The sequence below is a fragment of the Bradyrhizobium sp. OAE829 genome (assembly GCF_040546575.1).
Taxonomy (GTDB): Bacteria; Pseudomonadota; Alphaproteobacteria; order Rhizobiales; family Xanthobacteraceae; genus Bradyrhizobium.
Map to the genome: position 1 here is coordinate 2,505,006 of NZ_JBEPOE010000001.1, position 13,962 is coordinate 2,518,967.

The following is a 13,962-nucleotide window of genomic DNA, read 5'->3' on the forward strand; positions in this document are numbered from 1 at the left end:
GATGTACATCCTAGCCGCCTGGTTGCAGCGCGTCGGCCTCCTTTTCAAATCCGAAGATCGTATCCACTTCCCCTCCGCGCCAGATCACGCTAACCGAATGGCCCTTGCCGATGGCGTATTGCCGGACCACGAACTGGTACTCCGGCTTGAAGTTCGCAAGCTCCCATTGCTCCAGCATCACGACGAGGTCATCCATCTCCCAAAGCTTGTCCGTCACGCCAGCGGCCATTGCAGGTGTCACTTTGAGCGTCTGATGACCACCCTCACCCGCCGCCGCGATCGCGACCGCCGCGACGATCACTGGCAAATCTTCTACGGCGAGGTGCAGTGGGCAAGATCGCGATCCAATCCGGCCTGCCGGCCAGACGTCGTCCAAATGTGGTATTGTCTCTCGGGGCGGAGGAGAGCAAATGAATCTTCCCGAGCAAAAGCCTATCCAACGCCACCCTCAGATTGTGGACGACGAAGAGCGCCTTAAGGAAGTGGTGGAAACCCTTGAAAAGGAGAACTCCTCGCTGAAAGACCTTGTGATCAAGCTGTCATCGCTCATTATCCGTAGGGTTACCGGTAAGAAGTAAGGCCGCCTCGAATGGGTGAGCGTGGTTCTCCGACCGAAAAAAAATTCCATTTTTCTGGTTCAACGGAACACTCGCGGCCCGCCCAGCATGCTGGGGTATGAAGACGCCCAATAAACACCGCACGAGTAAAATCGATCCAACCTTCAAAGCCGACGCGATCAGAGGAGGCGGTTCGGATCATCGAGGAGTACGCGAAGGACCTTCGAATGATCATCAAGAAGTTGCGCCAGAAGCTCGACTGAGGCGTATCACACACGCGCATCCGAAGTTGCGAGCCAAATGAAGAGGCCCCAGCCGGGGCTTGGCTGGGGCCCATTCCATATCGCCCCCCTGCCAAGGCGAGGTGCGATGCCAGAAACTCACCATTCGATATGGCCCATCCCATGTCCTTATTCGGAAGTCTGAGTGTCGTAATTAGGACAGCACCATTCGATTTGACTGCAACCTCTTCCGGGGAGGAAACTCCGGTATCGAAACGGAAAAGCGGGGCCATGAAAGACTATCAAGTTCACCTGGAAAAACTCCGGACAGATGCAGCCGAGTGTCGGCTGATCAGCGACCTCGCGACCGACCCGAAGAAGCGCGAGCTGTTCGACCGGCTGGCCTTGCACCTGACCACCCTTGCAGATCAGGTTGAGGAGGCCATACTCGCGAAGCCAATGGGGACATAACGAACGAATTCACGTGGCGCGACCGGAACTAATGTGCGCCGACCGACATAACCTGAATCGGGGTCGCCGGGAGGAGTCCATTTAATGACCGGCGACCCCTAAGCCGACCACTTCCAATTGCCCCACCCAAGGCGATGACCGGCCTTTGCGCTTAATTTCTAAAGACCAGACCAGTTCCTAAAGGGTCCTGCTCGGATGACTTTCATTTCACCCGGCGCCGCACCCTTCGCATAGGAACTGTTACGGCCCTTCGCTATTAGCTGATCGCGCCGGCGCTCACCGGCGCATGCTTCCCACGACGACGGCCCCAGTCCCAACCCCTGAGCTGGGGCCGTTTCGCGTTCACTTCACTTTCGGAAAAAGCGGTAATGCGTCGCGCGTCGTCGCAAGCACCTTCTAATTCTGAATTTCGCAATTTTTTGGAACGATCGATTTGGGAAGCGCGTCAATCCGAAGACTCCAGCCGAACGGTGCCCCCGGGGGCGGCTGCGGTGATGCTTGACCTCTGAGGCCGCCTCAGTTGGCGGCCTCTTTCGTTTTGGTGCCGGCGCGCACCTCCCGGACAACGGCCTCAGCTCCCCCTGCGCTGGGGCCGTTCCGCAACCGCGACATCGTCTAAGGGCGAAACCGGTCGCAGGACGCGATGGGCTCGATGATCGTGCACCAGCAATTTCTCGTAAGTTGACTTTACGGCCTGATAGCACTCGCACGCGGCTTCCTCGAGGGCCTCTAAATTCACCAGTTGAATTCTTCCCCTGCGGTATTGAAGAAGACCGGCCTGCTGAAGCGTGTTAGCGACGACAGTGACACTCGTACGCCGGACGCCGAGCATTTCGCCCAGATACTCCTGCGTAAATGGCAACGCATCGCTGCCGGCGAGATCTCGCGCTCGCAGAAGCCAACGGCACAGTCTGGCTTCGACACGATGGCTAGCCATGCATGCCGCCGATTGCTGCGCTTGTGCAAATAGCGCCAGCTCATGGCGGCTGATCATCGACAGAATGGTGTCGCTCTGTTTTGCGGCTTCCTTAAGCGCCGCGGGACTGCAGACCATGACTTGGCCACCGAGTTGCACAACTCCCCTGTTCACTGCGGTTTGCCCGTCTAACGCGGACAGGGCGGAGACCACGCCGTCGCGTCCGACCATCGCAGCTTCGACGGACTGGCCGGTTGAAAGGCTGACAACCAGCGACACGACTGCATTTAAAGGAAAGTAGACCGCCTCGAGCGGATCCCCAGCCTCAAACAGTATTTGATGCTGCTTAACCGCGACGACCTTTAGATGTGTCGCCAGAAGTGACAAGTCGGCTGCCGGCAGCGAGGCCAGGACAACATTATCGGTGAGAGGCATGACGCTCCTCCTTGGACAGGCGGGAGCGAACAACTCGCGGCTATCGGCCCTACAGGCTAACCGAAGATCAGCAGATGGCGCGTCCGCCACCGGACATAGCACAACACTTTGTTGTGTAACTTCGAAGGGAAAAGACAGCGGGCGTCCGTTTCCGGACCTAATGCACGACAACTGGCATAACCTGAATTCGGCGATGAGCTTCGGCGCCCCGAACTGGTTCGAAGAGCTGCCTGACCCGTTTGGCGTTCCGTCGCTGCAGGCGCCATGGGCGGCCCCCACTGCATCCCCAGACGCACATGGGGCCGGCTTGGCTTAATGGGTACGCCAGTGCAGTAGGTGGGCGCAGCCAAAAGAGCAGCCCGGCGTTCTAGGGGGAAGCACGCCGAGGCCGGAAAGTTTGCCGTATCCACCATACATGTCGTCCTTTCGGACACTCCATCAATTCCGGTCATTTGCCACTTGTTCCTGCCAAAAGAAAAAACCCGGCACCGTTAGCCAGGTGCCGGGTCTGTCAATTCAGCCGCTTAGCTAATTGACGGTTCTAACCAAAAAGTAGCCGACGCCTCCGACGAAAATCACGGCCGGGACGGCCCAGAGTAATAGGACTGGCATGGTCGTCTCCTCATTAACGCCCTGTAATAAACGCCGCCAGCACGGCGGTTGTTCCCCCTGGTGGCCTGTTTGCAATCTGAGAGTGGCCTATTCGGCCGTACCGAAGATAGGAACCTTTGCGCGGGAGCCCGATTGAAACCGCGTGCCGGGCCGCCCCCGGCACGCTCCCGAAAGGCAACGGCCTCAGCAACGTGACCAAGAAAAAGCCCCGCCGGAAAGCGGGCTGAAGGCGGGCTAGTTGCTCAATGCATGTTCAGTGCCAAACCGGTCGGAACGATTTAGCTACTGCCAATGCACTTAACTCGTCGGTCTCCAAGGCGATCTTCTGTGCGAGCATTACGTCGCCAGGAACAAGCGGCTCGTTGGGCACTAAACACCACCCGGATTTCGGGTGACCGTACTGGTCAAGTTCGTAAATATTGGCCGCTGTCCCGTAACGTATGCGATATCGCTTACCGCTCTGGCAGCCTGTGACTTCGAAACTTTCGTGCTTTTCAAACTGAGCAAGTTGTTCAGGCGACAGCCACTCGCAAAGTAACTTAATGGCCCGCTTCTCGCTTTCGGAGCGGAACAGTTCGCGAAAGAAACTTCTCAACACTCGCCACCGGCGTGAAGTTGCCGTGAGAAATTGAAAAGTCGTCTCCAACATGGGACTAGCCGCCGATTAGCCTCGGGAAAAACAGAGTCTCCTCGGCCGCTGGGTCGAACCTACGGGCTACCACAGGTTCTCCCGAGGAATTTCTCGTTGCTGCTGTAAAGCCAACGCCTGTTAGCTGCTTAAAGCGCTCTTCTGCTTCTTGCCGTGCCTTCGGGTCATTCGAATCAAAGTCGTGGCGAGTGTCGCCACTGTGGTCCATCACGACTTGGGTTGCCATTGCAAACACTCCTGAGGGTTCGCATCAATGAACAAAACTGCAATGGCAGAATTTCTGAAAAGTTCCTGTCAGTACAAGAAATGATCTTCGGCAATTTTGAGACGCCGAATGGAATCCGATGGGCAACCAGTGATCTCGTCGTCCGTTTTCGGCGGTCGAGGCTACACACTGTAGCTTCGCGCCGTTGCTCGGGTCCCGTCGCGCTTCAATGGGCCATGTCGCCCTTGCCCGGAACGCTCAGACTGCTGGCGCGTCTTTTCAGCGAGTGGGTGTTTCCATTTGTGCGCATTCAAGCCGGTAATTTGTCTCGCAGAAACAACCTCAATATATCAAGTCACCAATGGAAACGTGAGCGAGGTTGTTGTCCCACCATCGCTGCTTTCCTGATCAACTGCGCCGCCATCTGACGCGCAAGCGAGGCACGAAACGCCGGACCAGGGCGGGTTGACATGCAGTCCCGTTCGCTTTCATGTGGGCCCGCATCGATAGAGCGCGCACCGACTTGTCGCCCCTGGTCGGGAATTTGCTCAGACGAATATGCCTTGCGCTCTCGCTGCCGCTCGTCAGGCACAGCCTTACGCCTGACTTGATCTGGCCGCCTTCATCCGCCCAGCCATCGGCTAAAGTGCAGGCTCGCGACCGCGGCGCCCCTCTCAGGCAATCCGTCAGCGCATTCCACTGATGGAGCTGAGACAGGGAGAATCGAGCGCTTGCCCTTCGGCCCATCACTTGCGGGCTGCATCGATTCAGACGAATTCGGCGCTCCATAGCGGAACTTCAGTTGGATACTATGCAGCACGTGAACTTCTTCAGGCAACTAGCTCATCTCCGCGGAGCAATTTGGAGTTCGATCAGTGCCATCCTTTGAAGGACCGCCGGATCCCGCTCGCCCTCATTTGCGGTTCCAGGATGGTTTCCGATCGATTTGAGATGATTCGAGTTTGCGGCCCGGGGACGAAACGCCAAGGACTTACCCTTGTTCCCGATAGAAGGCGCGCGCACGCGCAGCCTTCGAGCCCGTCCGGCACAGCGGCATTGGGGACCATAGCCCCTTCATTTGCTTGAACGTGGTACGCTTGGGGCTGCTCATCCATGGCTGGGGCCGTGTTCGCAATCCGGGCCATCTATTTGAAGCGTCATCAGATCATGGGGAACGCATGAACGATTTTCGCGTTGTGTTTCCATCTCGGAGCATTTTCGATCATGCGAAAACTTCCTATTCAACAGGAATCTCTGGAAGATAGGGTCGCCAGGCGAGCCGCGGAACTGGTTGAGCAAGCGGACGGTCTGCCAGAAGGAAGCAAGGAGCGTCTCCGCTTAGAACGCCGCGCTCGGCAGGCCAAACACGGATTGGCTAATCCGCTAAGCCCTACTGATGGACCGCGCGGCTGAAATCTAGCCTTCAATCCGTTTGCGTTGGGACGATGCCGAGATACTTTTTCCAAATAAAGAATGGGCATCGCCTCATCGATCCTAAGGGCGTTATTTGTTTGCAAAGACGACGCCACGGCCATCGAGTCCGGTTTATCGTGGTCCGGCCAAACCGACACAAATGACCCGATGCGGACGTGGGCGGCTGGTTCTGATTTCGTCTCCGATCACTCTGGAAGGCCGGCCTTTCGTAGGCCAGCGCTGAACAAAGCGAAATCCTCGCCTCGGCGGAATGACGCGAGATCTTTCAAGTTTGATAAGCGCAAACCGGGCCTGTGTCTTAGTACCAACTCTACGCCGTGTTGTGCCGGTTCCAGACGGCCAGCCAGCCCATTGCTTGCCGCATACGCACAAATCGGCAGCAGAAAAGGCGGACTGTCACGCATGGACGTTTCGGCCCAGGCTGACGCGCTGTCGTAATCGCCTAACAGAAAAGCGCATATGCCGCTGCACCATGCACACCAGCGGGATCGCGAGGATTTAGGCGAACGGCATGTGCGACATGTTCGAGCGCCACACCCGGCTCACCTCTCCATACCCTCAGCCATGCACCGAGCGTCCAGGCGGACGCATGGTTCGGATTAGCTTCCAGCCCCCGGTCCATGAAAGTCGCGGCCGCGTCGAACTCGTGCGCTATGAAAGCAAGTGCATAACCGCCGATACACAATGCCACGGAATCGTCGCTACCCAGATGCACTGCTTTCCGAGCCAAACTCGTGGCTTCGGCACTTTCCCGGGCAGATTCGATCATCCATCCGCGCGCCTTTCGGTGCACGTAGCACCATGCTGCCATGCCGTAGGCGCAGGCTAGCTTGGGATCGACATCGATCGCTTTGCGGTAAAGCCGGAGCGCTTCCTGATTGGCGGCCATCGACTCAAAATCATGCTTGGCCATTCCGCGCAGATAGTCATAGGCCAGGAGATTCTCGGTTGGCTTTCGGTTGGCTCGCTTGATCTCCTCAATCTATAATTTGGAGGCGATTGCGCCCACAACGCCCTCTGTCACGCGGTCCTGAAGGTCAAACATATCCTCGGGCGGACCCTCGAAACGGCCGGCCCACAGGTGCGCTCTGGTTTCGGTGTCTATAAGTTGTCCTGCGATACGTATACGGTTTCCAGCTTTGCGCACACTACCGACAAGGACATAGCGTACGCCAAGCTCGCGACCAACTTGTCTTACGTCGACCGTCCGGCCTCTGTAGGTGAAGCTTGAATTTCGCGCGATCACAAACAGCCAACGAAAGCGCGACAACGCCATCGTGATGTCCTCCACGATGCCGTCAGCCAGGTATTCCTGCTCCGCGTCCGCACAGAGGTTCTGGAAAGGCAGCACAATCGAAGACTTGTCCCGACGTGGAGGCGCGGGTTTTCGCGGCATCGCAACGTCGAGAACTCTAAACGCGCGAACCGGGCGTTCGATGTTCTTGAGGCTTTGTTCACCCATATCGATGAACTCCGCCTGAATCTTGCCCTGGACATGATCGTAGGCGGACGATGAGATCCAGATCCCACCGGCCTCTGCGATGCTTTCGAGTCGAGCCGCGATATTGACGCCGTCTCCAAAAACGTCGTGAGGTTCGATGATTACGTCTCCGACGTTGATGCCCACACGAAACATAATGCGGCTATCTTCCGAGTCATCGACTGTAAGCTCCCTGATGCGAGCCTGGAACTGGACAGCAGCGCGAACCGCTTCGACCGCGCTCGGAAACTCTGCCAAGAACCCGTCACCCGTGTTCTTCACGATCCGGCCCCCGCGTTCGGCAATTGCGGGGGTGACAGCGTCAATCAAAAGTGCCGCAACTTTGGCATGCGTAGCTTCTTCATCATTGTGCATGAGCCGCGAATAGCCAGCCACGTCGGCGGCCATTATGGCCGACAACCTGCGCTCGACCCGAATTGGCCGATCCTGCACCATGGTTCGCACCCTGACCGACAACATATTGTACGACGGATTGAGTGACCGGACTACTCGGCTAACGTCTGCTTTCGGACCAAACCCACCCGGCCTCGGATGTCCTGCTATTGGGGGTAAAGTGCACACCGCCAAGCCCACGGATGTCCTTGGATTTACGAGTACACGCCCTAAAATGACGGGATGGACGAAAGAAACGACAAGATCACCGTGGGGTCGTTACGGTCCGTAGGTGTTCACAGTTCTACGCCGACCACAAATGTTCGCACTCAGTAAGAAAGGCGTCATGGGATTACGATGTCATTCTTACCGCGCTCGGAAAGAAGTTCGTTTGCAAGGTTTGCGGCCATCGGGACGCGCTGACACAGCCCAACTATCACAAACAGCCGCCGCCGAGCCCCAAGCAATGAAACTTACCAAACCCCGTCCCTACTCCAAAGAGCCGCCCGACGCCTGATGGAACACGCCCAGGCATTTGAGCCCATCCAAGATGGCCGCATCTACATCGAGAAGATCAACGGGCCTTTCCGGTTTGGCGACAAGGCCACGCCGGCGGAATATAGCGCGGGCCTCAAATATGCGATCGAGAAGGGCTGACTCGTACTTCACGAGAGTGGCACCTACGTAAAGTTGACGCCGGCCGGCGCGGGGCTGTTCGCCTGAACCCTCGTCCATGCCGAACGTTCGCCGAGCTCGCAGAAAGTGATCTCAATCTCCGGTCGCGGACTGACAAGGTTTAATTTTCGGTTTTTAATTCCGGGTTATGTTGCGTCAGCGCTCAAAACCTCACTCGTTCGAAGAGCAGATCGCTGCGGAAAAACAGCGGCTCGAGCAGAAAGCCGCTTCCTTGCCGCACGGTCCACAGCGGGACCATGTTGAGCGCAAAATCCGCGCGCTCCCCTTCTAGTTGCGATTGCAAAAGGATAATTTCCCGAGCGGATTTGTCTGTCCGCCACCGGACTTTGCCGGGGCTCCCCGCCGATCGTGGCAGCGGCCCCACCCCTGGGACAAAGAGATAGGACCGCCGGCCGGCCTCGATGCGTGCTAGACGCACCTCTGCCGACGCTCGAAATACGCAAAGCTGGCGCCGAAAGATTTCAGCTGCCCAAATTAAATTGTCGTCATATTGCTCGGTTCACTTTTGAACATTGCGCATGAGATGCTCGCGACCGAACCTGCGGACATCAATCAGTGGACAGGACGTAAACCGCAGTGGATTCAGACCAAGGATGCCGGGTGTTATATTGCTGCTCATCGTTTGATTCGAGGAAACTGATCATGAGCAGCCCGCAGCGTAACACTTCTCCGCCGGCCGGACGGCCAGCTTACCGCACGCTGGAAGGCTGGGCGCTCGGCGTACTGATCGAACAGCGTGCCGTGACCGAGTGCGACCATCACGGCCATCGACGAGACCGCTCGGACCCGGATGCCTGGGACAGGGCACGTGAGGAAGCCTGGCGGAACCCGTTTCCCGGATCCACGCCGGAAGCATGCATTGCAGCATTAGAGGACGTCATGCAGTCGATCGGCGATACCTGCCCGGACTGCTGAAACCGGACTCCACTTCAACAGTTATCCACCTATATTGACTCGAATAATGGGTATCAGTTGGAGTTTTGAGTTATGGCCCCGCGCGCCAATTGGAAGGGCTTCTTGCGGCTGTCCCTCGTGACATGTCCGATCGCATTGTTTCCCGCGACGTCGGAATCCGAAAAGATCAGTTTCAACCAGATCAACAAGAAGACCGGCAACCGCATCCGCTATCTCAAAGTCGATGCCGACACCGGCGAGGAAGTCGAGAGCAGCGACATCATCAAGGGCTACCAGGTTGACAAGGACCGCTATCTTGAAGTGACCAAGGACGAACTCGAAAACATCGCGCTCGAGTCCACCCGCACCATCGAGATCGATGAGTTCGTGCCGCGTAGCGAGATTGACGATCTCTATCTCGTTCGTCCCTATTACATTGTGCCGGACGGCAAGGTCGGCCACGATGCGTACGCCGTCATTCGGGAGACGATCCGATCGCTGGACAAGGTCGCGATCGCCCGTGTCGTGCTCACCAGCCGCGAACACGTCATCGCGCTGGAAGCCCGCGACAAGGGCCTGATGGGCATGCTGCTGCGCTACCCCTACGAGGTGCGCGACGCCGCGGAATATTTCGACGAAATCCAGGACGTCAAGATCACCAAGGACATGCTCGATCTCGCCAGGCACATCGTGGAATCGAAGTCCGGGCACTTCGAGCCGGCGAGGTTCGAGGACCGCTATGAAGCCGCACTGCAGGAACTGCTCGACAAGAAACAGAAGGGCCAGCCGATAGTCACAGCGAAGCGAGCCGCGCCCAGCAACGTCTTCAACCTGATGGATGCGCTGAAGGCGAGCATCAAGGGTGACAAGGGTCCGGCCGCAGCCGACAAGCCGGCGAGGAAGAATCGCGCCAAACCAGCCGCGAAGCGCAAGGCCGGCTGATGGTCAAGACAGGACCATGGAGCGAAGAAAGGACCGGCGGCTGCTGGAATTGCGGGATGCCGGCCGAACTACCGTTTCGATCGCCAATGCATTGAAGCGCATGGCGAGCGCTCGACAATCGCCTTTGGCTGTTCGGTCCTGCGAAAGGGCGAAAGCGGCAGCCACGTCCGAGGATTGAATCGATATCCTTTCCATGCATTCCAACGCGCGGCAGCAAGGTCCCGGCAGGAGGCTAAGCTGGGGCGAGTACTCATAAATGCGTGATGTTCGCTTTCGGGGGTAAAGCAAACGTGCGCTGATCGGCCCGGAATGTCGCCTTTTGACTCAAACTGCGACATAAGCTGGATTGAAATTCCGCGGCGCAGCCTTCTCCCGCATAATGGTGATCTGTGCTACCGTCTGCTCGGGAGCATAGGAGCGGGAACCAACTCCCTCCTCGCCCTTGGGAAGTGTGGCCCAGGAGGAAGCTCTATGTTCGACATGAGAAGGCGGGAGTTCATCACGCTGCTCGGCAGCGCGGCGCCGTCAGTCGTTTGGCCGCTGCCACTCGGCGCCCGACAGCCTCCTGCTCGAATACCGCGCATCGGCTATCTAACCTTGAGTCCGATTTCGAACAAACCGTCTCCCGAACGCGCAGCATTCCTACAAGGTTTGCGCGAACTCGGCTACATCGAGGGCGAAACCATCAAAATTGAATATAGCTCGGCCGAGTCTTATCCCGAACTGCTGCCTGATGCGACGGAGGCGCTGGTCGAAAAGGGAGTCGATCTGATCACGGCTACCGGCGTGGTCCCCGCATTGGCCGCCAAGCAAGCGTCTCAAACCATCCCTGTGGTTTTCACATATGTCTCGGACCCGGTGGGGAACGGACTGGTCGCCAGCCTCGCCAGCCCCGGGGCGAACGTCCCCGGTATCTCGGCTATGCAACCGGAACTCGCCGGCAAAAAGGTAGAGCTCCTGAAGGAGGTGCTACCAGCCCTGTCGCGCATCGCTACACTTTGGACTTCGGCTCACCCGGCGCATATGCGCGAGCTGGAAGAGGCTCAGGCCGTCGCTCGCCGCCTAGGAATCTTGCTCGAGCCCTATGATGTGACACGGCTCACGAACCCCGAACGCGCGTTCGCGGAAATCAAATCCGACCGGCCGCACGCGATACTGACCTTTTTCGATTATAGAACCCTGGCTTACCGCAGAATGATCGCAGAGTTCGCCGTAAGTCAGCGGCTGCCGACGATCTTTTCATCCCGGTTATTCGTGGACGCAGGTGGTTTGATGTCCTACGGGCCGGACGCGCAAGAAAGCTTCCATAGCGTGGCGCGTTACGTGGACAGAGTCCTCAGGGGATCAAAACCGAGCGAGCTTCCAGTAGAGCAGCCGACGCGCTTCGAACTTGTGGTGAACTTCAAGATAGCGACGATTCTCGGAATTAAAGTCCCGCCCTCGGTCCTTCTGCGAATCGACCGCGTGATCGAATGATTCCGCAGGGTATCCGCGGACCTTGGCTCGAAGATCTTAACGGCCATGTAGTTCAGGCGCCGACCAAGTTCGAGCTGGTCATCAACCTCAAGAAGACTGTGAAGATGCTCTGCATCGACGTGCCAACTACGCTGCTAGGCGCACGCGACGAAGTGATCGAGTAAGTTGGCTTAGTTTGCTGCATCTGCTCAACTCTGGAATTGGCACTTTTCGGACATGTCGGGCGGTCTGGCGATGTCCGCTTGCCGTGGGATATTGTTGAAAAAGTCGAAAATCGAGCGACACGAAAAATCTCGCGAAAGTTGACGTCGATGCATCTCTGCTTCTGCATCGTTTGCCAGCGCCACTACGGAGGCACGTGATCGATTTTGGACGAAGCGATATGGTCCCTCACGTCGCTGCCTATAAGGCGCATCAGCGGCGCTGGAAATTTTCGTTCCTCACCCCAAAACGCCTTTTTCAACAATATCCGTGGCAAAGCAGACATCCAGCCGCGAGGCCGCGACTTCCGTTTTTGACCCCTAAGCAGACATGTGGTTCTCGGTCTGCTATCATGCACCCCGTTGCAGAGTTGATCCTGGAATGTTGGTCCAAGGGATTACGCGCATGACCAGAATATCAGCCATCGCCGTGGCGTTCGGTCTTGCTTCGGCGACCATGTTCTCCAACGAAGCGAGCTACGCTCAGGCCAAGCCCGGGGTGGAGCGGCTATACATCCTCAATTGCGGCGAAGGCGTCGCCGGCGATATTTCCCGCTGGTCGCCGGGTGTCAACGTCGGCAAGTCCATGGACTTCGTGGATAATTGCTACCTGATCAAGCATAGCCAGGGCTGGCTGCTGTGGGACACCGGCGTGACCGACGCGATCGCCGCCATGCCCGATGGCCAGAAGCCGACGGATGCGCGCGCCACCCATTGGAAACGCCCCAAGACGCTCGCGAGCCAGCTCGAGCAGCTTGACGTCAAACCCTCCGATATCAAATACGTCGCCCTCTCGCACACCCACCCCGACCACATCGGCAATATCAACATGTTTCCGCAATCAACTCTGTTGGTGCAAAAGGCGGAATATGAGTGGCCTTCGCCCTTCGCGCGGGCACTTCAAACCGGACCATCCATGGTCAACAAGCTGGAGAGGGACCATGACGTCTTCGGCGACGGCAGCGTGACGCTCATGGCGACACCCGGCCACACGCCCGGCCATCAATCGCTATTGATCAAACTGCCCAACACTGGCGCACTCCTTCTCTCGGGCGACGCCGTCCATTTCAAGGACAATTGGGAAAACCGCCGCGTCCCTGACATCAATTTCAACAAGGAGCAGACCTCTGCATCACTGCAGCGGATGTCTGACATTCTCGCGAGGGAAAAGGCGCAGCTTTGGATCAACCATGACAAAGTACAACGCGACAGCCTAAAAATGGCGCCGGGCTTCTACGATTGAGGCCTGTTCGCCCGCGTCCGTTCACCGGGGTAGACCGGAACTCGCCGTGGTCCGGTCAAACCGACGCGAATGACGCGGACGTTACGTTTCCTTACCGGTGCTACGTTGGCCCGCAACTTGGGGTTCGGCATGAAGCGACGTGTGCTTATTGCAGCAATTTGCGGCGCAGTACTCTGGGGTTTAGGCGCACGAGCGCAGCCAGCCAAAGTTTGGCGTATTGGGTTTCTACGTGCCGCCCGGCCTCCTCAACGCGAGCTTGATGCTTTCCTGCAGGCGCTCTCCGACAAGGGTTTCATCCAAGCTCGCAACTTCGTTCTCGTCGAGCAGTGGGGCGACGGAAATGTTAGCCGGCTGCCAGAACTCGCCGCCGAGTTGGTGAACAAGAAAGTTGATATCGTCGTTACGGAGGGCACAATTCTACTGCGCTCCCCAATAGCATGCTAACGTTGACGCCAATCCCTTGCTCATCTGGTGAGTTGCCGACAAGAGGAGGACGCTATGTTCAAACGTTCAGTTTCGGCAACATTTGCTGTTGCCGCATTTTCAAGTTTGCTGCTGGTTGCAACAATGCCATCCCCTGCGCGGGCGGCCGAAATCGAGCTGCTTGGCCCAGTCTCTCTTCGGATCGTACTCCCCGGTCTCCTGCAGCAATTCGAATCGTCGGGGCACACGGTCAAGGTTGGCTACGCTACACTTGGCGTCATTACGAAACGTTTTATCGAGGGCGAAGCCGTTGACGTAGCGATGGTGTCGCCCGAGCAGAATGAGGATCTACAAAAGCGGGGCAAGCTGCTGGCGGGCAGCCGCGCGGAAATTGCCAGGGTCGGTTTCGCAGTATTCGTGAAGAAGGACGCACCCAATCCCGACGTGGCGTCGGTGGATGCGCTGAAGCGCACGCTGCTGGCGGCAAAGTCGATCGTTCTTGGCGACCCAGCCGCCGGTGGCGGAGCAGGCGTCTACACTGCAGGCTTGATGGAACGCCTGGGGCAGCTTGGACACCAAACCTTCCAGGCCCATCAGGCAGGCGTGCCGGAAAAGCTCTGGGCCGATCTGGACGGCGACTTCCGGTCTACGCCGGTGAACGGACATTCTCAGGATAGGGGGCATGTCTCAAAGGTGCGGGTTCGCTTCAGTTAAA

The 13,962-nt window shown here is 57.7% G+C and carries 15 protein-coding genes and 1 pseudogene; 10 read left to right on the forward strand and 6 right to left on the reverse strand.

The window, feature by feature from the left end; translation table 11 throughout:
• Positions 1-10: 10 nt before the first annotated feature.
• Positions 11-256 (reverse strand): annotated as a pseudogene (locus ABIE49_RS12110) (hypothetical protein); the annotation flags it as partial.
• Positions 257-410: 154 nt separating this feature from the next.
• Between ABIE49_RS12110 and ABIE49_RS12115 the strand changes: the two are divergent.
• Positions 411-578, forward strand: a complete 168-nt coding sequence (locus ABIE49_RS12115) for a hypothetical protein (RefSeq protein WP_192740218.1) — start codon at positions 411-413, stop codon at positions 576-578.
• A gap of 491 nt (positions 579-1,069) precedes the next feature.
• The gene (locus tag ABIE49_RS12120; RefSeq protein ID WP_192740219.1) at positions 1,070-1,249 is read left to right on the forward strand and encodes a hypothetical protein; all 180 of its coding nucleotides are present in this window, start codon (positions 1,070-1,072) and stop codon (positions 1,247-1,249) included.
• 571 nt (positions 1,250-1,820) lie between these two features.
• On the opposite strand, the gene ABIE49_RS12125 is transcribed toward ABIE49_RS12120, so the two are convergent.
• The 5 genes from ABIE49_RS12125 to ABIE49_RS12145 all read right to left on the reverse strand — a co-directional run bounded on the left by ABIE49_RS12125 (position 1,821) and on the right by ABIE49_RS12145 (position 7,436).
• Complete coding sequence (locus ABIE49_RS12125; protein ID WP_354066777.1) at positions 1,821-2,600, reverse strand: Crp/Fnr family transcriptional regulator; 780 nt, start codon at positions 2,598-2,600, stop codon at positions 1,821-1,823.
• An 865-nt stretch (positions 2,601-3,465) separates the two neighbouring features.
• Complete coding sequence (locus ABIE49_RS12130; RefSeq protein ID WP_354066778.1) at positions 3,466-3,861, reverse strand: hypothetical protein; 396 nt, start codon at positions 3,859-3,861, stop codon at positions 3,466-3,468.
• A gap of 4 nt (positions 3,862-3,865) precedes the next feature.
• Complete coding sequence (locus tag ABIE49_RS12135; RefSeq protein WP_354066779.1) at positions 3,866-4,087, reverse strand: hypothetical protein; 222 nt, start codon at positions 4,085-4,087, stop codon at positions 3,866-3,868.
• Positions 4,088-5,942: 1,855 nt separating this feature from the next.
• Positions 5,943-6,413, reverse strand: a complete 471-nt coding sequence (locus ABIE49_RS12140; RefSeq protein ID WP_354066780.1) for a tetratricopeptide repeat protein — start codon at positions 6,411-6,413, stop codon at positions 5,943-5,945.
• A 69-nt stretch (positions 6,414-6,482) separates the two neighbouring features.
• Positions 6,483-7,436 (reverse strand): adenylate/guanylate cyclase domain-containing protein, encoded by a 954-nt coding sequence (locus ABIE49_RS12145; protein ID WP_354066781.1) that lies wholly within the window; start codon positions 7,434-7,436, stop codon positions 6,483-6,485.
• A 453-nt stretch (positions 7,437-7,889) separates the two neighbouring features.
• Here ABIE49_RS12145 and ABIE49_RS12150 point away from each other — a divergent pair, with 453 nt between their 5' ends.
• The 8 genes from ABIE49_RS12150 (at position 7,890) to ABIE49_RS12185 (ending at position 13,961) form a co-directional block, all read left to right on the forward strand.
• On the forward strand, positions 7,890-8,030 hold the full coding sequence (locus ABIE49_RS12150; RefSeq protein ID WP_192740862.1) for a hypothetical protein: 141 nt from the start codon (positions 7,890-7,892) through the stop codon (positions 8,028-8,030).
• A gap of 681 nt (positions 8,031-8,711) precedes the next feature.
• Positions 8,712-8,984: a hypothetical protein gene (locus ABIE49_RS12155; protein WP_192740863.1), complete on the forward strand. Its 273-nt coding sequence runs from the start codon at positions 8,712-8,714 to the stop codon at positions 8,982-8,984.
• A 72-nt stretch (positions 8,985-9,056) separates the two neighbouring features.
• On the forward strand, positions 9,057-9,905 hold the full coding sequence (gene ku, locus ABIE49_RS12160; RefSeq protein WP_192740864.1) for a non-homologous end joining protein Ku: 849 nt from the start codon (positions 9,057-9,059) through the stop codon (positions 9,903-9,905).
• 471 nt (positions 9,906-10,376) lie between these two features.
• Positions 10,377-11,381, forward strand: coding sequence for an ABC transporter substrate-binding protein (locus ABIE49_RS12165; protein ID WP_192740865.1), 1,005 nt, complete (start codon positions 10,377-10,379; stop codon positions 11,379-11,381).
• Positions 11,378-11,545, forward strand: coding sequence for a hypothetical protein (locus ABIE49_RS12170; protein WP_192740866.1), 168 nt, complete (start codon positions 11,378-11,380; stop codon positions 11,543-11,545). The genes ABIE49_RS12165 and ABIE49_RS12170 overlap by 4 nt, the downstream gene beginning before the upstream one ends.
• 466 nt (positions 11,546-12,011) lie before the next feature.
• Positions 12,012-12,824 (forward strand): N-acyl homoserine lactonase family protein, encoded by an 813-nt coding sequence (locus ABIE49_RS12175; protein WP_502915900.1) that lies wholly within the window; start codon positions 12,012-12,014, stop codon positions 12,822-12,824.
• A gap of 129 nt (positions 12,825-12,953) precedes the next feature.
• Positions 12,954-13,268 (forward strand): type 1 periplasmic-binding domain-containing protein, encoded by a 315-nt coding sequence (locus ABIE49_RS12180; RefSeq protein WP_192740867.1) that lies wholly within the window; start codon positions 12,954-12,956, stop codon positions 13,266-13,268.
• Positions 13,269-13,322: 54 nt separating this feature from the next.
• A complete protein-coding gene (locus ABIE49_RS12185; RefSeq protein ID WP_192740868.1) occupies positions 13,323-13,961 on the forward strand; it encodes a substrate-binding domain-containing protein in 639 nt (212 codons plus the stop codon).
• Position 13,962: the final 1 nt, after the last annotated feature.